At 72.6% G+C, this 18,429-nt stretch carries 16 protein-coding genes; 7 read left to right on the top strand and 9 right to left on the bottom strand.

Going from position 1 to position 18,429, the window contains the following annotated elements; all coding sequences use genetic code 11:
• The first annotated feature begins 122 nt into the window (after nt 1-122).
• Together ACGF3C_RS15255 and ACGF3C_RS15250 are read left to right on the top strand one after the other, a co-directional pair.
• Complete coding sequence (locus ACGF3C_RS15255; RefSeq protein ID WP_007463228.1) at nt 123-323, top strand: hypothetical protein; 201 nt, start codon at nt 123-125, stop codon at nt 321-323.
• Nucleotides 323-1,120 (top strand): site-2 protease family protein, encoded by a 798-nt coding sequence (locus tag ACGF3C_RS15250; RefSeq protein ID WP_357226934.1) that lies wholly within the window; start codon nt 323-325, stop codon nt 1,118-1,120. Before ACGF3C_RS15255 ends, ACGF3C_RS15250 begins: the two co-directional genes overlap by 1 nt.
• A 144-nt stretch (nt 1,121-1,264) precedes the next feature.
• On the opposite strand, the gene ACGF3C_RS15245 is transcribed toward ACGF3C_RS15250, so the two are convergent.
• From ACGF3C_RS15245 to nadA, 6 genes are all read right to left on the bottom strand, one after another.
• Entirely contained in the window at nt 1,265-2,263 is a 999-nt protein-coding gene (locus ACGF3C_RS15245; protein WP_355007754.1) for an aldo/keto reductase family protein, read from the bottom strand.
• 44 nt (nt 2,264-2,307) lie between these two features.
• Nucleotides 2,308-7,044 (bottom strand): WG repeat-containing protein, encoded by a 4,737-nt coding sequence (locus ACGF3C_RS15240; RefSeq protein WP_393222264.1) that lies wholly within the window; start codon nt 7,042-7,044, stop codon nt 2,308-2,310.
• A gap of 383 nt (nt 7,045-7,427) precedes the next feature.
• Nucleotides 7,428-7,988, bottom strand: a complete 561-nt coding sequence (locus tag ACGF3C_RS15235) for an XRE family transcriptional regulator (protein WP_357202862.1) — start codon at nt 7,986-7,988, stop codon at nt 7,428-7,430.
• Between the two features lie 174 nt (nt 7,989-8,162).
• The gene (locus ACGF3C_RS15230) at nt 8,163-8,756 is read right to left on the bottom strand and encodes a DUF3043 domain-containing protein (protein WP_355007751.1); all 594 of its coding nucleotides are present in this window, start codon (nt 8,754-8,756) and stop codon (nt 8,163-8,165) included.
• Nucleotides 8,757-8,869: 113 nt separating this feature from the next.
• Complete coding sequence (gene murA / locus ACGF3C_RS15225) at nt 8,870-10,237, bottom strand: UDP-N-acetylglucosamine 1-carboxyvinyltransferase (protein ID WP_231396584.1); 1,368 nt, start codon at nt 10,235-10,237, stop codon at nt 8,870-8,872.
• 200 nt (nt 10,238-10,437) lie between these two features.
• Nucleotides 10,438-11,637, bottom strand: a complete 1,200-nt coding sequence (gene nadA / locus ACGF3C_RS15220; RefSeq protein WP_393222259.1) for a quinolinate synthase NadA — start codon at nt 11,635-11,637, stop codon at nt 10,438-10,440.
• Between the two features lie 68 nt (nt 11,638-11,705).
• Between nadA and ACGF3C_RS15215 the strand changes: the two genes are divergently transcribed.
• The 3 genes from ACGF3C_RS15215 (at nt 11,706) to ACGF3C_RS15205 (ending at nt 14,561) form a co-directional block, all read left to right on the top strand.
• Complete coding sequence (locus tag ACGF3C_RS15215; RefSeq protein ID WP_393222850.1) at nt 11,706-12,845, top strand: glycerate kinase; 1,140 nt, start codon at nt 11,706-11,708, stop codon at nt 12,843-12,845.
• A gap of 180 nt (nt 12,846-13,025) precedes the next feature.
• Nucleotides 13,026-13,394, top strand: coding sequence for an iron-sulfur cluster insertion protein ErpA (erpA, locus tag ACGF3C_RS15210; RefSeq protein WP_091407494.1), 369 nt, complete (start codon nt 13,026-13,028; stop codon nt 13,392-13,394).
• Between the two features lie 186 nt (nt 13,395-13,580).
• Nucleotides 13,581-14,561 carry a carbohydrate kinase family protein gene (locus ACGF3C_RS15205; protein ID WP_355007749.1) on the top strand — a complete coding sequence of 327 codons (981 nt, stop codon included), beginning with the start codon at nt 13,581-13,583 and terminating at the stop codon, nt 14,559-14,561.
• A 382-nt stretch (nt 14,562-14,943) separates the two neighbouring features.
• Here the strand turns inward: ACGF3C_RS15205 and ACGF3C_RS15200 are convergent, their stop codons facing one another.
• Nucleotides 14,944-15,177: a sulfurtransferase TusA family protein gene (locus ACGF3C_RS15200; protein WP_357229932.1), complete on the bottom strand. Its 234-nt coding sequence runs from the start codon at nt 15,175-15,177 to the stop codon at nt 14,944-14,946.
• The gene (locus ACGF3C_RS15195; RefSeq protein ID WP_393222254.1) at nt 15,174-16,325 is read right to left on the bottom strand and encodes a cysteine desulfurase family protein; all 1,152 of its coding nucleotides are present in this window, start codon (nt 16,323-16,325) and stop codon (nt 15,174-15,176) included. Before ACGF3C_RS15195 ends, ACGF3C_RS15200 begins: the two co-directional genes overlap by 4 nt.
• Nucleotides 16,326-16,673: 348 nt before the next feature.
• On the opposite strand from ACGF3C_RS15195, the gene coxB reads away from it, so the two are divergent.
• Both coxB and ACGF3C_RS15185 read left to right on the top strand, forming a co-directional pair.
• Nucleotides 16,674-17,645, top strand: a complete 972-nt coding sequence (gene coxB, locus ACGF3C_RS15190; protein ID WP_266304854.1) for a cytochrome c oxidase subunit II — start codon at nt 16,674-16,676, stop codon at nt 17,643-17,645.
• A 9-nt stretch (nt 17,646-17,654) separates the two neighbouring features.
• On the top strand, nt 17,655-18,080 hold the full coding sequence (locus tag ACGF3C_RS15185) for a cytochrome c oxidase subunit 4 (protein WP_355007746.1): 426 nt from the start codon (nt 17,655-17,657) through the stop codon (nt 18,078-18,080).
• 131 nt (nt 18,081-18,211) lie between these two features.
• Here the strand turns inward: ACGF3C_RS15185 and ACGF3C_RS15180 are convergent, their stop codons facing one another.
• Nucleotides 18,212-18,412: a hypothetical protein gene (locus ACGF3C_RS15180; protein WP_393222250.1), complete on the bottom strand. Its 201-nt coding sequence runs from the start codon at nt 18,410-18,412 to the stop codon at nt 18,212-18,214.
• Between the last annotated feature and the right edge of the window lie 17 nt (nt 18,413-18,429).

The raw sequence follows: 18,429 nt of genomic DNA, 5'->3' as shown, positions 1-18,429 counted from the left end.
TCGATCGGATTGATCCACCCCGTCGGCCCCGCGGGGGCGAGCGAGCGGCCGTTGCGCGCCGGGCCGACTACGCTGGCGAGGGTTCGTCCCACGGGGACTTCAGCGGCGAGGGGAGACGCGGCATGGCGTGGAGCTGGCGGTACGAGGGCACGGACGGCCAGACGGTCGAGGGACCGGCGGAGTCGTTCGGCAGCCAGGCCGACGCCGAATCCTGGATCGGTCAGACCTGGCGGGAGCTCGCGGCGTCCGGCGTCACCTCGGTCGCGCTCGTGGAGGACGACCGGGTGGACTACCGGATGAGCCTGCTGCCCACGGCCGAGTGATGGCCTACGACCGCCCGGGCGGCGACGGGCTGGTCCTCGGCGTGCCCAAGGCGGCGTTCCGGCCCAGCCCGGTCTTCCTCGGTCTGGTCGCGCTGTTCGCGGTCAGCGGGGTGCTGACCTGGAACGGGTACGGCAACGTCCGGCTCAACGTGTTCCTCTTCGTGGTGTCCGGCTGGCTGGTGTCGCTCTGCCTGCACGAGTACGCCCACGCGGTGGTGGCCTACCGGGCCGGCGACCGGGACATCGCCCATCGCGGCTACCTGACGCTCAACCCGTTCAAGTACACCCACCCGTTGCTGTCGATCGTGCTGCCGGTGGTGGTGGTGCTGCTCGGCGGCATCGGCCTGCCGGGTGGCGCGGTCTGGGTGGACCGGCACGCCATCCCGGGTCGACTGCGGCACACCCTGGTCAGCCTCGCCGGCCCGGCGACGAACGTGCTGTTCACGCTGCTGTTGGTGGCGGCGGTGCAGGTCGGCACCCGGTCGGATGGTCCGGTGGAGTTCTGGGCCGGGGTGGCGCTGCTCGCCTTCCTCCAGCTCACCGCCAGTGTGCTGAACCTGCTGCCGGTGCCCGGGTTGGACGGCGGCAACATGATCCAGCCGTGGCTCACCCCGCAGTGGCGCAAGATGTACGACCTGTTCGCGCCGTACGGCTTCATCCTGCTCTTCGCGCTGCTGTGGAACCCGCGCATCGGCGGCTGGTTCTTCGACGCGGTTTTCGCTGTCGGTGACCTGCTCGGTCTGCCGTCGTGGCTCTACGCCACCGGCCTGGAGCTGATCCGCTTCTGGCAGAGCTGACCGGGCCCGGCGACCGGGCGAAGCTGACCGGGCCCGGCGACCGGGCGAAGCTGACCGGGCCCGGCGACCGGGCGAAGCTGACCGGACTGAGCTGACCCGGCCCGGTCGGCGCGAGGGATTCGCGCCGGCCGGGCCGGAACAACGTCAGGGACGCTGCGCGGGGGACTCGGTCTTCGCCGCGTCCCGCTCGACGATCGGCTCGACGATGTCGTCGATCGCCGTGAGCAGGTCGGCGTCGAGCTTCACCCCGGCGGCCTTCACGTTGTCGTGCACCTGCTCGGGGCGGGACGCGCCGATGATCGCCGACGAGACGTTCGGGTTCTGCAACACCCACGCCACGGCGAGCTGGGCCATGCTGAGCCCGGCCTGCTCGGCGAGGGGCTTGAGCTGCTGGACCCGGGTCAGCACGTCGTCGTTCATGAACCGGGAGATGAAGCCCGCGCCCGACTTCTCGTCGGTGGCCCGGGAACCGGCCGGCGGCGGCTGGCCCGGCAGGTACTTGCCGGAGAGCACTCCCTGCGCCATCGGCGACCAGACGATCTGCCCGATACCCAGCTCCTCGCTGGCCGGCACGACCTCGGTCTCGATGACCCGCCAGAGCAGCGAGTACTGCGGCTGGTTGGACACCAGCGGGACGTGCAGCTCCCGGGCGAGCGGGTGGGCGGCGCGCAGCTGGGCGGCGGTCCACTCGGAGACGCCGATGTAGTGCGCCTTGCCGGAGTGGACGACGTCGGCGAACGCCTCCATCGTCTCCTCCAGCGGGGTGCTGTAGTCGTACCGGTGGGCCTGGTAGAGGTCCACGTAGTCGGTGCGCAGTCGGCGCAGCGAGCCGTTGATCGACTCCATGATGTGCTTGCGGGACAGGCCACGGTCGTTGCGGCCGGGCCCGGTCGGCCAGTAGACCTTGGTGAAGATCTCCAGGCCCTCACGGCGCTCGTTCTGCAACGCCCGGCCGAGCACGTCCTCGGCCCGGGTGCCGGCGTACACGTCGGCGGTGTCGAAGGTGGTGATCCCCGCGTCGAGAGCGGCCCGGACGCAGGCGAACGCCGCGTCCTCCTCGACCTGCGAACCGTGGGTGATCCAGTTGCCGTACGAGATCTCGCTGACCATCAGGCCGGAACGGCCCAGGTGTCGGAATTCCATGTACCGACCCTAGCCCCAGTGGATCAACACCGGCGACCGGCGACTCAGAGCACCGGGTTGGCGTCGGTGAGGAGCCGGTCGATCTCCTCCAGCACCTCGGCGCGATCGCGGTGCACCGGATCGATGAGCGGCACGCCGCGCCGGTCCAGCGCGCCCCACCGCCCGTTGTCGCTCTCGACCAGGAACGCCACCGGGTGGATGACCAGCATCGGGTGCGCCGGCGGGACCAGCACCGTGCCGGTGCGGTCCACCACGCCCCGCCGACCCGCCACGTCGACCACGGCGAGCCCCTCGTCGGTGAAACCGTCGATCTTCTGGCCGTCGGCCAACTCGGTGACGAAGCCGTGGTAGCGGGTGGGCACGATGACCCGACCGGTCCGGTCGACCGCCCCCCAACCCTCGCGCCGCACCGCGGCCAGCCCACGCCGGAACGGTCGTACCTCGGCGAAGTTCGGCGCGACCTGCACCGCCCCGGTCGCGTCGATCGCCGTCCAACCACCCTCGCCGACCACCCACGCCAGGCCGTCGCTGAACGGCTGCGCGGCCCGGAAGGACGGCGGGATCACCGTCGTACCGAGCAGGTTGATCAGCGACCAGCGGTCGGTGTCCGGCCGGCGGACCCAGGCCAACCCGTCGTGGAAGGGCTGTGCTTCGGCGTACCGGGCGGGGACGACCACGTCGCCGTCCTGGCTGGTGTAACCCCACAGCGACCCGTCCCGGTCCGGCAACGGGGGCCGGTCCCGGTCGAGCACCTCGTCCCGACCCCGGGGGTACGCCCCGAAGCCATCCGCCTCGGCCCGCACGGTGACCGCGTCGAGGGCGACCCGGACCCGGTCCAGCAGTTCGGCGTCGCCCGCGCCGCGCAGGTCGAGCGCCTTCTCGAAGTGCTCGCACGCCTCCATGAGCCGCCCCTGGTCGTAACACGACCGCCCGGCGTGCTCGTGCAGCGCGGCCCGTAGCCGGTCGGGCAACTCGACCGAGTTGGCCTGGGCGAAGAGCTGGTCGGCCTCGGCGAAGTTGCCACGCCAGCGCAGCACGTGGGCCAGCCGGGCCTGGGCCAGCGCGGTCCGGCGCAACTCGCCGGTGGCCTCGGCGTAGGTGAGGGCGAGCCGACCGTCGGCCAGCGCGTCGTCCAGGTCGCCGAGGATCCGCGAGGCCACCGCCCGCAGGCTGAGCAGCCGGGCCCGGGCACGGTTGTCGACCGCCGAGCCCAACTTCTCGGTCAGCCGCCGACGGATGGCCCGCAGGTCGTCCGGCTCCGTCAGCTCCTCGCGCAGGGTGACCGGGTCCAACCGCCACCGGTACGCGGCCAGCACCTGCTCCGGGTCGCCCGGGTCGGCCAGCGACGGGCGGGTCACCACCGGCGGTGCTTCGTCGGGTGGCGCGGACGCCTGCTCGTGCTCTCCGTCCGAGCCGCTCCTCGGGCCGGGTACGGCCGGCGCTGGCGGTCCGGACGTCGGCGCCACCGACGCTGGCGGCGCGGACGTCGGCGCTATCGACGCCGGCGGTCCGGAGACGGGCGCTGCGGCGGGCGGTGGTGTCGAGGCCGGTGGCGCGGAGGCGGGCTCTGCGGCGGGTGCCGGCGGTGCGGAGACCGGTGCTCCGGAGTACGGCTGTGCCGGCGCGGGTGGCGCGGATACGGGCGCTACGGAGTACTGCTGCGTTGAGGCGGGTGGTGCGGACACCGGAGCTGCGGTCGGTGCCGGCGGTGCGGAGACGGGCGCGGAGGAGAGGGGCGGCACGGAGACGGGCGCCGCGGGTGGCGCCGATACGGGCGCTGCCGGAGGAACGGAGACCGGCGTGACCGAGGCGGGCGGTGCGGAGAACGGCGGTGCCGAGACGGGAGGTGCCGAGACGGGGGGGCTCGTGTCGTCCGCAGCCGTGACATGCGTCGCCGCGTCGCCCCGCCACTCGTCGACTCGCGAGCCGTCGGCCGGGCTCGCGCTCGGGTCGTCGATCGCGTCCGTCAGCTCGCCGGGTGGCGCGGGTTCGTCCGTCGGGTCGTGCTCGACCGGATCGGTGTCCGCGCTGGGTGATGCGGCGAAGGGGTGCTGGTCGGCGTCGAGGTCGGCTTCGGTCCGCTGGTGAGGCATCGCGACGACAGGTACGCCGGAGACGGGCTGGTCGCCATCCACAGTTTCCGTGTCGAAGCCGGGCTGCGGGTCGTCGTCCAGGTCGTCCGCCCAGAGCCGCGGGGCACCGGAGACCGGGTGGGCGGGCGGCGCGGAGACCGGGTCGAACGCGTCGTCTGGTGCCGACCCGCTGGCATGCTCGTCGGCCACACCGTGATGAGTGTCGGCTGCCGGCGTGGACATCTGCGCGTCCGGTGTCGCGGAGCGGTCGGGGTCGCCGGTCTCGTCGTCGACCGGGTCGACCGGCCGCTGGTCCGTCGCAGGCTCGGCCTGGTCGGATTCGGCGGGCTGAGCGGGGCTGAACCACGCCTCCGGTCCGCGGGCACCCGGGACGTCGTCCGGCTCGTGAACGGGCGCCACCGGCTCTTCCGCGGGCGGCGGGGGTACGTAGCGGCGCGGCGTACCGGGGGCCGGCGGGAGCACCGGCTCGACCTCCGCCGCCGGTGGCTGCGGGGCCGCCGGAGGCGGAGCCACCGGGCTCGTGTCGGCCGGGGTCGGGTCGGACCGGGTCGCCGGAGGCGGCTGCGCCTGCCAGGTGGGTGGCGGGGCCACCGACGGGCGGGCGTCCGCCGTCGGTGCCGGTCGCTCCGGTGGGTACGGGCGCTGCTGCGCGGCCGGTCGATCCGGCGCGGCCGGTCGATCGGCGGGGTGCGGCGGCTCCGCCGGGGGCGAGCGGTCCGGGGAGGTCGGGCGGCGGTCGGTCGGTGGGGCGCCGGCCAACGGGTCGTCGACCCGACGGCGGTCCGGGCCGGGCTCCTCGCCGCGCCGCTCGTCCGCCGGACGGTCCCGGCTGTCCGGGCCGGGGTAACGCGGCGGCGGAGCGGGATGCGGTCCGGATGCCGGTGGCGGTTCGGCCAGCGGCCGGCGTCCCGATGCCGGCGGGGCGTCCGAGCGCTCGTCGGCACCGGGCAGGTCCACCGGCGCGGGCAGGTACTCCAACCGCAGGCGCGCGGCGGGTGGCCCCGAGACTGGCCGGTCGGAGGCGGGTGAGACCGGGACGGCTGACACCGGTCGGTCCCAGCCGCGGCTGGTGGGGGAGTCGGGTGCTGGCGACACCGGCCGTTGCGGGGGAGCTGGGGCGGCTGACACCGGTCGGTCCCAGGCGGGGGAGACGGGTGCTGGCGACACGGGCCGCTCCGGGGAGACCGGCATGGCGCGGTCGGAGGCGGGCGGCGCCGTGGCGGCCGGGCGTACCTGTCGCTCGTCGTACCGCGCCGGAGTGGCCGCCGGGCGCTCGTCAGGCCGGGACGGCGTGGCCGCCGGCCGGTCGGGCCGGGCGGCCGGGCGCGGCGACATGCCCGGCTCGGTGCCGCGGTACGGGTCGGCGCCACGGTACGGGTCCGTGGTGCGGTACGGGTCCGTGGTGCGGTACGGGTCGGGGCTGCCGTGTGGGTCGGTGCGGTGCGGGTCCGTGGTGCGGTGGCCGGGCTCCCGGGTGCGGTCCTGGCGCACCGGACCCGGTGCTGGCCAGGGCAGACTGCCGTCCGACCGTTGGCCCGGCTGCGGCCGGGGCTCGCGGTACGCGTCCTCACGGGGTGCGTCCTCGCGGTACCCGTTGTCGCGGTACCCGTCCGGGCGGGCCTGCTCGCGGGGTCGCCGGTCCGGGTACGCCTCGGCGCGGGCCGCCGCCTCACGGGGCTGCCGCCGGTGCGGGTCGGTGTCGGGCCGCCGCCGGTCGTCGTCGAGGCGCGGTTGGTCGGGCAGGTCCGGCTCGGGGCGACGCCGTCGCCCACCGTTGGGTGAGGGCGCTGCGCCGATCCCCTCGTCCGCGCGGTAGCGCGGCTCCGGGCGGCGCAGGTCGTCTGCGGCCCGGTCCGGGTACCCGTCGGCGCGGTATCGCGTGCGGCCGTCCACTGATGCCCACGGGTCGACCCCGTCGGCGACGCGGCCGTCGTGGTCGCGGGTGGGTCGGACGCCGTACCCGTCGGCGGTGTGCCGTTCGTGACCAGCGGCGGGCCGTTCCGGCGTGCCGCGCCGACGTGGTGTGTCGTCCGGCTCCGGCACCCAGCCAGGTTCCGGTCGGGGCGCGGGGGAGACCGGCGGGGATCCCCGGTAACTCCGATCCCGCTCGGCGGGCTCCTGCCGGGGGCCGCGGCTGTCGTACCGCTCGGGGTTGGGCTGGTCCCGATGCCAGGCGGCTTCCCGAGCGGGACCTCGCTCGTCGGCGGGGCGTCGGTCGGACCAGGCGGTACGTCGGTCCGACTCGGGCGAGCGGCGGTCGTCGCGGCGGGGTGGCTCGGGCAGCGGACGACGGTACGGCTCGTGGTCGTAGTGGCGGGAGTCAGCGCTGTCGGGCCGGCCGTAGGCGGACGCGTCAGCCGCGAGCTCGTCGCTGCGGAGTCGGCTGTAGGCCGACGCCTCGCCCTGCTCGTCGTCGGCCCAGGAACGGCCGTGAGGTGCCTGTTCCGCCGGTGATTCGTCAGACCAGGACCGGCCGAGGTAGGTGCCGTCCGGGCGGGTAGGCGCCAGCGGCGGCACCTCGGCGCGACCGGACACCGTCGCGCGTCCGCGCGGTGGTGGCTGGTGCGGCATGCCGATGTCGCCGGCGTAACGCTGGCCGGGGAACTGGGGGTGCCACTCGGTGGTCGGCTCGACCACCCAGGACGGTTCGTTCGGGTCTGACCACCGGTCGGAGTAGCGGCCGTTCATCCGTCGAGCCCGTCGCCACACCCGGCCGCTCGGTCGATTCTCGCCGGGGGTGAGGTGTCCGCAGCCGCCGTCGGGTGACCGCTGGGCGTCCGGTCGCCGCCTGCCACGCCCCGGTGGCCGGCTCGCGTCCGCTCGCTCACGCGTTGTCACCTCGTTGCAAATTGTCGCGCTGGGGCCGCACGCGCCGGTCAGATCGCCGCTCCGGCAGGCCGTGGCTGCGGATGGAGGGTAACGGCGTGGGCTCGCTCACCGCCACTGTGCTGCCGCCCACCGGCGCAAACGTTATCCCATTGGTTTCGGACATTTGGTCCTATAAGCGAATCTGGACTCCGACCTTACCGCACTCAAGGATCACCTGGCTGCGGCGGGAACGCCCACGTCCCTCAGGGGTGCTCCATGACGAGGACGGCGAACGTACCGGGAGCGAGCGCCTCGTAACGGTGCGGGGCGTCGCCGGGGAACGTGGCGTAGTCGCCGGGTTCGAGTTCGACAGGTGCCGCCTCGGGCCCCACCCGCAGCCGGCCGGCGGCGACCACCACGTGCTCGATACTGCGCGGGGTGTGTCCGGGCCCGGCCCGCACCGCGCCGGGCTCAAGCCTGATCAGGTAGACGTCCCGGCGCAGGTGCGCCGCACCGGCGCTGAGCAGCGTTCCGCTGAAGTCGGCCTGCTCCGAGCGGACGTGCGGCCCGTCCCCGGCCCGGATGACCCGTACGCCGTCGTCGACGGGCTCCACCAGCCGGCTGAACGGCACACCGAGGGCGACGCCCAGCGCCCAGAGTGTCTCCACACTCGGGTTTCCGGTGCCCGACTCCAGTTGGGAGAGGGTGGACTTGGCCACCCCCGCTCGGCGGGCCAGCTCGGTCAGCGAGATGCCGACCCGTTCCCGCTCCCGGCGCAGGGCGGCGGCGATGGTGGCCAGGGGGGCAGCCGGTTCCGAAGGCATGCCTTCGCTCCATTGGTCACATGTTCGGTCTGTCGAACAACGACCCGTTCAGCATGAAGAACGCGCGACAAGATCCGCGCAGTTACGGCGAAACTGCTGCCTCGCAGATGTCTGAGGCAGCAGTTTCGCTGATGGTGCGCGGATCGTGGAGCTGTGGGACGGCCCGCCCGCGGGTCAGACCTTGTCGCCCAGCTTGACCTGGGGCGCCGGAGCGCGCATCCGGCGGAAGGTGATCGACCGCATGACCGCGTAGAGGAAGAGCGAGCCCATCCGCTGGTCGGTCTTCGGGAAGCGTTCCCGGACCAACTTGCTGATCTTGCGGCAGATCAGCACCGAGTCGACGACCACACCCAGCGCCAGCGCTCCCCAGAGCACGTTGGAGATCAGCCGGACCACCGGCGGCATGGCGGCGTTCGAGCCGACCAGCACGATCAGCGCGCCGCCGAAGAACCAGGTGCCGACGGTACGCCGGGAGTCGACCACGTTGCGGGCCAGCAGCCGTTCCGGGCCACGGTCGCGGGGGCCACCCTCGCGGCGGAACTCCGACGCCGCCTCGGCGCGCAGTTGCCGGCGGCGCTCCCGCTCCTCCTCCTTGGTGAGGGGACGGGTGGGGCCGGCCGGCCGACGGCCGACGGTCGGCCGCTTGGGCGTCTCCCGACCCTTGGCCGGGGTGTAACCCCGGGAACGCTCAGCGGTCTCCTCGGGGGTCACCGAGGTGACGGCCTCGTCGACGAGGTCGGTGGACTTGCGGCGAAAGAGCGACGGCACGCGGCAAGGGTAGCCAACGGTCCGCGCCCGGTGCACATCGCGGTACAGCGACCGACGGCTCCAGGTCGCAGCGCGACCTGGAGCCGTCGTGGCCGAACGATGGGTGAGCGACGTTACGGACGCTCGGCGTGCGCGCCCAGGTCGGCGAGCTTCGCCTCGAAGTCCTCGTAGCCCCGGTTGATCAGGTCCACCCCGTACACCCGGGAGGTGCCCTCGGCCGCGAGCGCCGCGATCAGGTGGCTGAACCCGGCCCGCAGGTCCGGGATGACCAGGTCGGCGGCGTGCAGCTTGCTCGGCCCGGCGATCACGGCGGAGTGCTTGAAGTTGCGCCGGCCGAAGCGGCACGGGGTGCCGCCGAGGCAGTCCCGGTAGACCTGGATGTTGGCGCCCATCGAGTTGAGCGCCTCGGTGTAGCCCAACCGCTGCTCGTAGACCGTCTCGTGGACGATCGACAGGCCACGGGCCTGGGTCAGCGCCACGACCAGCGGCTGCTGCCAGTCGGTCATGAAGCCGGGGTGCACGTCGGTCTCCAGCGCCACCGCGTTCAGCTCGCCACCCGGGTGCCAGAAGCGGATGCCGCCCTCCTGACCCGGGTCGCCCAGCTTCGGCGCGCGGGCGTCGGTGACCTCGTACTCGCCGCCGACCGAGCGGAAGATGTTCAGGAAGGTCATCATGTCGGCCTGCTGAGCGCCCAGCACCTCGACGTGACCACGGGTGGCCAGGGCGGCGGCCGCCCAGCTCGCCGCCTCGATCCGGTCCGGGATCGGCCGGTGGGTGTAGCCGTGCAGCTTGGGCACGCCCTGAATCTCGATCACCCGGTCGGTGTGGACCTTGATGATCGCGCCCATCTTCTGCAGGATGCAGATCAGGTCGATGATCTCCGGCTCCACCGCGGCGTTGCGCAGCTCGGTGACGCCCTCGGCCATCACGGCGGTCAGCAGCACCTGCTCGGTGGCACCGACGCTCGGGTACGGCAGGGCGAACTTGGTGCCGTGCAGCCCGTTCGGCGCGGACAGGTGCAACCCCTCGGGCCGCTTCTCGACAGTCGCGCCGAACTCGCGCAGCGCCTGGAGGTGGAAGTCGATCGGACGCGGGCCGATGTGGCAGCCGCCCAGATCCGGGATGAACGCGTGCCCGAGGCGGTGCAGCAGCGGGCCGCAGAACAGGATCGGGATCCGGCTGGAACCGGCGTGCACGTTGATCTGGTCGGTGCTGGCGCTCTCCACGTTCGCCGGGTCGAAGACGAGCTCGCCGTCCTCGGCGCCGTCGGTGACCTTGACGCCGTGCAGGCCGAGCAGACCCCGCACCACCTCGACGTCGCGGATCTTCGGCACGTCGAACAGTCGGCTCGGGCTGTCGCCGAGCAGTGCGGCGACCATCGCCTTCGAAACGAGGTTCTTCGCGCCGCGCACGCGGATCCGCCCTTCGAGCGGAGTACCTCCGTGCACAACCAGGACGTCGTCGGTCAACGCAACCTCCAGCGCGTCGGTGCTGCTGTGTTGATGGTGGGGTGCCTGAACGTCGTCGCTACCCCGGATGCGGCCACATCGAAACGGCTCGCGTGTGTCGTCGCTTGGGCAGCATAGCCCTCGGTGACGAAAAAGGACTCGGTCACATCGGCGTGTGTGGCATTAATCGGTGATCCGGCACTTTTGCGTACCAAGAGCGCTACGGATCGTGATCAGGACACCGTCGGCGGCGGGGTGTCCGCGCCGGGCAGTGCGAGCATCTGATCAAGCGCCACCCGGGCGTGGTGCGCGGTGTCGGCGTCCACCGTGATCTGGTTGACCACCCGGCCCGCGACCAGCTCCTCCAAGGCCCAGACCAGATGCGGCAGATCGATCCGGTTCATCGTCGAGCAGTAGCAGACGGCCTTGTCCAGGAACATGATCTGCTTGTCCGGGTGCGCCAGGGCGAGCCGGCGGACCAGGTTCAGCTCGGTGCCGAGCGCCCACGCCGAGCCGGCCGGAGCCGCCTCGATGGTCTTGATGATGTATTCGGTGGACCCGACGTAGTCGGAGGCCGTGACCACTTCGTGCCGGCACTCCGGGTGGACCAGGACGTTGACCCCGGGCACCCGCTCCCGTACGTCGTTGACGCTCTCCAGGGTGAACCGGCCGTGCACCGAGCAGTGCCCCCGCCACAGGATCATCTTGGCGTCGCGCAGCTGCTCCGGGGTGAGCCCACCACCGGGCTTGTGCGGGTCGTAGAGCACGCAGTCGTCCAGCGACAGGCCCATCTCCAGCACAGCGGTGTTACGGCCCAGGTGCTGATCCGGCAGGAAGAGCACCTTCGACCCCTGCTCGAAGGCCCAGTCCAGGGCGCGCTTGGCGTTGGACGAGGTGCAGACCACGCCGCCGTTGCGGCCCACGAAACCCTTGATGTCGGCCGAGGAGTTCATGTACGTCACCGGGACCGTGTCGCCAGCGATGCCCAGCTCGCTCAGCGTGTCCCACGCGGCCTCGACCTGGCCCAGCACGGCCATGTCGGCCATCGAGCAACCCGCCGCGAGGTCCGGCAGGATCACCCGCTGGGTGCTGGTGGTGAGGATGTCCGCGCTCTCGGCCATGAAGTGCACGCCGCAGAAGACGATGTACTCCGCGTCCGGGCGGGCCGCGGCCTCCCGGGCCAGCTTGAACGAGTCGCCCGTCACATCGGCGAACTGGATCACCTCGTCGCGCTGGTAGTGGTGCCCCAGCACGAAGACCTTGCTGCCCAGCTTCGCCTTCGCGGCGGTGGCACGGGCCACCAGATCCGGATCGCTGGGCGCCGGCAGGTCGCCCGGACACTCGACGCCGCGCTCGGTGTCGGGGTCACTGCCCCGGCCGAGCAGCAGCAGAGCCGTCGCCGTGTTGGAGGGTTCCACCCAGGTCGAAGTCACGTAGCCCATGGTCCCACAGCGCGAGCGCGACGCAGCCTCGCTCGGTGTGGGCTGCCACACTGCTCGGCATGCGCGTGCTGCTCTGCCCGGACAAGTTCGCCGGCACCCTGTCCGCACCGGAGGTGGCCGCCGCCGTCGCCGCCGGTTGGCGCACCGTCACCGACGGAGACGATCTGCTGATCCGACCGCTCGCCGACGGCGGACCGGGCTTCGTGGAGGTGCTCGCCGAGGCCCTCGGTGGCCGGCGGGTGCCGGTGTCGACGGTCGACCCGCTGGGCCGGCCGGCGGCCGGTGAGATCCTGCTCACCGCCGACGGCTCGACCGCCTACCTGGAGAGCGCGCAGGCGTGCGGCCTGCACCTGCTCTCCCCGGCCGAGCGCGACCCGAAGACCACCACCTCGTACGGGCTGGGTCTGTTGGTGGCCGCCGCGGTGGAGAGCGGTGCCCGCACCGTGGTGATCGGACTGGGTGGCTCCGGCACCAACGACGCCGGCGCCGGAATGCTCGCCGCGCTGGGCGTGACCCCCCTCGACCAGGGCGGTGCCGCTCTGCCGTACGGCGGGGCGGCGCTCGCCGCCGTCAACGCGCTGGACGGCGCGCCCCGGCTGCGTGGCGTCCGGCTGGTCGCGGCCACCGACGTGGACAACCCCCTGCTCGGCCTGCATGGCGCCAGCAACGTGTTCGGCCCGCAGAAGGGCGCCGACCGCGCCGACGTGTTACTGCTCGACGCGGCCCTGGAACGTTTCGCGGCGGTGCTGGAAGAGGACCTGGCCGGCTGCCCGGCGGGGCTCGGCGCGCTGCCCGGGGGCGGGGCCGCCGGCGGCATCGGCGCGGCGCTCCTCGCCCTGGGCGGCGACTGCGAGTCGGGGATCGGCCTGGTCACCCGGGCCACCCGTCTCGACGCCGCGCTGGACACCGCCGACCTGGTGATCACCGGCGAGGGGTCGTTCGACCACCAGTCGCTGCGTGGCAAGGTCGTCGCCGGGGTGGCCGGCGCCGCCCGCGACCGGGGAGTGCCCTGCGTGGTGGTGGCCGGGCAGGTGAGCACCGGCCGGCGGGAGGCCGCCTCCGCCGGGGTTACCGACGCGTACAGCCTGGTGGAGCACTTCGGCGGCGAGGAGACCGGCGGGCTCGACGCGGCGCTCAGCCGGCCTGCGGAGGGGCTGCGCGAGCTGGGGGCCCGGCTGGCCCGGCAGTGGAGCCGCTGAGCGTCCCGGCCGCCCGTGCGCCCGCCCCGACCGGGGTCGACCTGCGGCGGGGGTCACGCCACGCGGGTGGACCCGGCCAAGGCGGCGTACGATCGGTTGAGGACCACAACCGGGAATCACTGGACGACGCGCGACGTTGGCCAGTGCGTCCGGACCCAAACCGCGCAGGGAGACTTCCACGTGACCACGCCAGCGCAGACCGAGTCGACCGAGGCCAAGGCCCCTACTTCCGTCGTCCTCACCGACGTCGCAGCGCAGAAGGTCAAGGCCCTGATCGAGCAGGAGGGCCGCGACGACCTGCGGCTCCGCGTCGCCGTGCAGCCGGGCGGCTGCTCCGGCCTGCGGTACCAGCTCTTCTTCGACGAGCGTTCGCTCGACGGTGACGTCGTGACCGACTTCGGTGGTGTCGAGGTCGTCGTCGACCGGATGAGCGCCCCGTACCTTTCCGGCGCGACGATCGACTTCGCCGACCGGATCGACGCCCAGGGCTTCACCATCGACAACCCCAACGCGGGCAGCTCCTGCGCCTGCGGTGACTCGTTCAACTGAGTCACACCACACATCAGCGACGATGGGGCCGTTCTTCGGGACGGCCCCATCGCCGTACCGGTCGGCTGTCGCACCGGTCCCGGAGGGGCCGTGGCGGGCCGGTTGCCGGTGTCCGACCGAGCGGTGACCATCGCGTTGCCGTCCCGGTAGGCTGACCGCGCCCTGCTCCCGACCCTGAGGGTTGACATGAAGATCGCCGTCACCGGCTCGATCGCCACCGATCACCTGATGAGCTTCCCCGGTCGCTTCGCCGACCAGCTCATCGCCGATCAACTGCACAAGGTGTCCCTCTCCTTCCTGGTGGACGACCTGGTGCTCCGCCGCGGCGGCGTGGCGGCGAACATCTCCTTCGGGATGGGTCAGCTCGGGCTGCGCCCGGTGCTGCTCGGCGCGGTCGGCGCCGACTTCGCCGACTACCGCTCCTGGCTGGAGCGCCACGGTGTGGACTGCGACTCGGTGCACATCAGCGAGGTGGCGCACACCGCCCGCTTCGTCTGCACCACCGACACCGACATGTGCCAGATCGCGTCGTTCTACGCCGGTGCGATGAGCGAGGCCCGCAACATCGAGCTGGCCCCGGTCGCCGACCGGCTCGGCGGTCTGGACCTGGTGCTGGTCGGCGCGAACGACCCCGAGGCGATGCTGCGCCACTCGGCCGAGTGCCGCACCCGCGGGTACGCCTTCGCCGCCGACCCGTCCCAGCAGCTCGCCCGGATGCCCGGCGAGGACGTGGTGGCGCTGATCGAAGGCGCCGAGTACCTGATGACCAACGACTACGAGAAGTCGCTGCTGCAGAGCAAGGCGCAGCTCAGCGACGACCAACTGCTGGACCTGGTCAAGGTGCGGGTCACCACGCTGGGCAAGCACGGTGTGGAGATCGCCGGGCGCGGCATCGACCCGATCCACGTACCGATCGCGCGGGAGATCCGGGCGGTCGACCCGACCGGCGTCGGCGACGGCTTCCGGGCCGGCTTCTTCACGGCGCTCTCCTGGGGCCTGGGCCTGGAACGCGCCGCCCAGGTCGGCTCGCTGCTGGCCACGCTGGTCCTGGAGACCGTCGGCACCCAGGAGTACGACGTCCGCCGCGACCTGTTCGTCAAGCGCCTCGCCGAGTCCTACGGCGACGCCGCGGCAGAAGAGGTCCGCCCCCACCTCCTCCCGGCCTAGCCAAACCCCGCCCCCGCCCCTCGGCCCCCGCCCCCGGCTCTCGCCCCCGCGATCTTGCACTTTCTGTCGTCGTTTCGCGGCTTCTGCGCATGTTTGTCCCCGCAGAAACTGCAAGATCGCGCGGTGAGGTAGGGCGGGGGGTGGGGACGGCGCTCAGCCCACGCCGCCCCGCCTCTGCCCGCGTCGATCATGGAGTTGTGGTGGCTGGATAGGCGCCTTATGTGGCTTTTGTCCACCACCACAACTCCATGATCGGTGCGGTGGTGCGGTGGTGCGGTGGTGCGGTGGTGCGGTGGTGCGGTGGTGCGGTGGTGCGGTGGTGCGGTGGTGCGGTGGTGCGGTGGTGCGGGGGGAGCGGGGTAGGGGCGCGGGGGAGCGTGGGTTAGTGGGTTCGGCGGATGTCGTAGGCGGGGCCGTCCGGGCCCGTGACCGAGCCGAGGAACTCCTGTCCGCGCATCCGGCACCAGGCGGGGATGTCGACCGCCGCTGCCGGGTCGTCGGCCAGTACCCGGACCACAGTGCCGACCGGCACCTCGGGCATCCGTCGCGCCGCAGCGATCACCGGCAGCGGGCAGCGTTGCCCCCGGCAGTCGATCACCTCGTCGGGCGTCGTCACAGCCCCACCACCCCGGCCTCGGCGCGCAGCCCGGCGACGATCCCCGGCAGCTCGGTCAGGAACCGCTCCACGTCCGCCTCGGTCGTCTCCCGGTGCAGGCTGACCCGCACGTTGCCGTGCGAGAGCACCCCCATCGCCTCCAATACGTGCGACGGACGCAACGTGGACGAGGTGCAGGACGAACCGGACGACACGGCGAAGCCCCGCCGGTCCAGGGCGTGCAGCAACGCCTCCCCGTCCACGTACAGGCAGGAGAAGGTGACCAGGTGCGGGAGCCGGAGCACCGGGTCGCCGACCACCTCCACGTCGGGCACCTCCGTCGCGACCCGCTCCCGGACCCGTTCCACCAGGGCGGTCAACCGGGTCGCCTCGGCCGCCGCGTCGGCCGCCGCCGCCCGCAGGCTCGCCGCCGCCGCCACGACCGCCGGCAGATTCACCACCCCGGGGGTACGTCCGCTCTCCCGCTCGTCGGACGGCCAGGGTGACTCCCAGCGAGTGCCCTTCCGGACCGCCAGCACCCCCACGCCGGGTGGCCCACCCCACTTGTGGGCGCTCGCCGTGAGCACCGACCAGCCGGCCGGCAGGGGTACCCGGCCCACCGACTGTGCCGCGTCCACGTACAGCGGCACACCCACGTCGGCGCAGGCCGCCGCCGCCTCGGCGACCGGCTGCACCGTCCCCACCTCGTGACTGGCACTGATCAACGCGGCCAGCGCGACCCTCGGGGCCCGAACGGCGGTCGACCACGCGGTCAGGTCCAGCCGGCCCAACCGGTCGACCGGCACCGCGGCGGCCGTCCCGCCAGCGCCGACGTGCCGTTCCGCAGCGTGCAGCACCGCCGAGTGCTCGATCGCCGAGTGCACCAGCGTCGACCCGACCCGGCGTCGACCCGCCAGGCCGCCGAGGACGGCGCCGTGGGCCGCGGTCGTACCACTGGGGGTGAAGGAGACCTCATCGGCGCGGACGCCGAGCGTCACCGCGGTGGCCTCGCGGGCGGCGTCGAGCAGTTGCCGGGCCCGGCGGGCCTGCGTGTACAGCTTGCCCGGATCGGCCCAGCCGTCGTCGAGCGCGGCCAGCAGAGCCTGCCGCGCGACCGGATGCATCGGCGCGGCGGTCGCCGCGTCCAGGTAGACCGGGGATGCGCTCACCGACCCGCCTTCGTTCGCGACTGCGGGGCTCGCAACCCCGGCTCACTCCTCGCGCTCACCGACCCGCCTTCGTTCGCGACTGCGGGGCTCGCAACCCCGGCTCACTCCTCGCGCTCACCGACCCGCCTTCGTTCGCGACTGCGGGGCTCGCAACCCCGGCTCACTCCTCGCGCTCACAGACCAAGACGCTATCGCGGCGGTATGCCTAGGATCCCCCCGATGGGGGTCGGACAGTGACCCCACCACGGCCGAGTCCGTCATGGTCGAGTAATCTGCGACCGTCGGTGACGCCTTTGCCGCGGGTGCTGAGGAAAGACGCACCGCGGCGCGCTAGGGAGGCAGGACCAGGTGGTCGCAAGGAGTTCGGAGGTACGGCCGTCGGCCGTACGGCACAGCGCTTCCCCAGGGGTTGGTGGACGCCGGGGGCGTGGTGCTGGTCGCCTGGCCGGGCTCGGTCTCGGTGGCGTGGCGTTGCTGGTTCTGCTCACGGGCTGTGACGTCGGTCAGACGTTCCACGGCTTCGGCTGGCCGCAGGGCGGCATCTCGCCGGAGTCCAAGCGGATGTACGACCTGTGGATCGCCTCCTGCATCGCCGCGCTCGCGGTCGGCGTCTTCGTGTGGGGCCTGATCTTCTGGTGCGTCGTGCGCTACCGCAAGCGTGGCAACGCGCTGCCGGTGCAGACCCGCTACAACATGCCGATGGAGTTCCTCTACACCATCGCGCCGATCCTGATCGTCTCCGTGCTCTTCTACTACACGGCGATCGTGCAGACCGACGTCGACAAGTTGTCGAAGAACCCGGACGTCACGGTCGAGGTCGTCGCGTTCAAGTGGAACTGGCAGTTCAACTACCGGGACGGCCAGGGCACGGAAGCCCGCACCACCGCGTCGACGCTCGGCACCAGCGAGGTCATCCCGGTGCTGGTGCTGCCGACCAACCGGTCCATCCGGTTCGAGGAGACCAGCCGCGACGTCATCCACTCGTTCTGGGTGCCGGAGCTGCTCTTCAAGCGGGACGTCATGCCGGGCAAGATCCGCAACGTGTTCGAGGTCTCGAGCCTGGACGCCGAGGGCGCCTACGTCGGGCGCTGCGCCGAACTCTGCGGCAGCTACCACGCGTTCATGAACTTCGAGCTGCGGGTTGTCTCGCCCGAGAAGTACGACCAGTTCCTCGCGGCCAAGCAGAGCGGCAAGTCCACCCAGGATGCGCTGTCCGCGATCGGTGAGCAGCCGTACGCGACGACCACGCAGCCGTTCGACACGCGGCGGACGCAGGACAACTTCAACCCGGACGACGTTCCGGCCCGCACGGGAAGCTGAGGCAGCCGCATGAAGACCGAGTGGCGTATCTTCCTGATCATCGCCGGGTTCCTCTTCGGCGCCACCATCCTCTACGGTGCCTGGACGAACGGTGCGTCGGGCGGCATCGAGTGGGTCGGCACCGTCGCCCTGCTGCTGTCGTTCCTGCTCTGCTCGATGTGCGGTGGCTTCTTCTGGTTCGTCTCCCGCCGCATCGACCTGCGCCCGGAGGACCGCCCGGACGCCGAGATCGCCGACGGCGCCGGTGAGGTGGGCTTCTTCAGCCCGGGCAGCTACTGGCCGTTCGGTCTGGCGCTGGCCGCCGCGATCGCCGCGCTCGGCCTGGTGTTCTGGCAGTACTGGCTGATCGGTGCCGGCCTGCTGGCCGTCGTCTTCTCCGCCTGTGGGCTCCTGTTCGAGTACTACAGCGGCACCCGGCGTACCGCCGAGCACTGACCCACCCGGTCGCCGTCGCGACCGACCCGGCACGACGAAGGCCCGTTCCCCGAGTGGGGGAGCGGGCCTTCGGTCATGCGCCACCCCGCCCGGGGTGGGCCTGCGGTGCTGCGGTCGGGCGGTGCCTGTGGTCAGGCGGCGCGGCGGTGGGCGGGCTGGCGGCTGGCGGCCAACCGGGTGACCGGGACGGCGAACGCGCTGAGCACCACGGCGGCGCCGCAGCCGGTGCAGATCAGCTCGGGACAGTCGGTGCCGTGGCCGTCGACGCAGGGCGGCGGCTCGAACGGCGCCACGCCCTCACAGACGTCGCAGTAGAGATCGCGGTGCGACACGGGCGTCTCCTCTCACG

The sequence above is a fragment of the Micromonospora sp. NPDC047762 genome, from assembly GCF_043204655.1.
Classification (GTDB): Bacteria; Actinomycetota; Actinomycetes; order Mycobacteriales; family Micromonosporaceae; genus Micromonospora.
This window is presented reverse-complemented; position numbering and strand designations above follow the sequence as displayed.

Coding starts and splice junctions, on each gene's coding strand:
- ACGF3C_RS15255 (WP_007463228.1), top strand. CDS start 123: ATGGCGTGGAGCTGGCGGTACGAGGGCACGGACGGCCAGACGGTCGAG.
- ACGF3C_RS15245 (WP_355007754.1), bottom strand. CDS start 2,263: ATGGAATTCCGACACCTGGGCCGTTCCGGCCTGATGGTCAGCGAGATC.
- ACGF3C_RS15215 (WP_393222850.1), top strand. CDS start 11,706: ATGCGCGTGCTGCTCTGCCCGGACAAGTTCGCCGGCACCCTGTCCGCA.
- ACGF3C_RS15235 (WP_357202862.1), bottom strand. CDS start 7,988: ATGCCTTCGGAACCGGCTGCCCCCCTGGCCACCATCGCCGCCGCCCTG.
- ACGF3C_RS15205 (WP_355007749.1), top strand. CDS start 13,581: ATGAAGATCGCCGTCACCGGCTCGATCGCCACCGATCACCTGATGAGC.
- ACGF3C_RS15240 (WP_393222264.1), bottom strand. CDS start 7,044: ATGAACGGCCGCTACTCCGACCGGTGGTCAGACCCGAACGAACCGTCC.
- ACGF3C_RS15250 (WP_357226934.1), top strand. CDS start 323: ATGGCCTACGACCGCCCGGGCGGCGACGGGCTGGTCCTCGGCGTGCCC.
- ACGF3C_RS15185 (WP_355007746.1), top strand. CDS start 17,655: ATGAAGACCGAGTGGCGTATCTTCCTGATCATCGCCGGGTTCCTCTTC.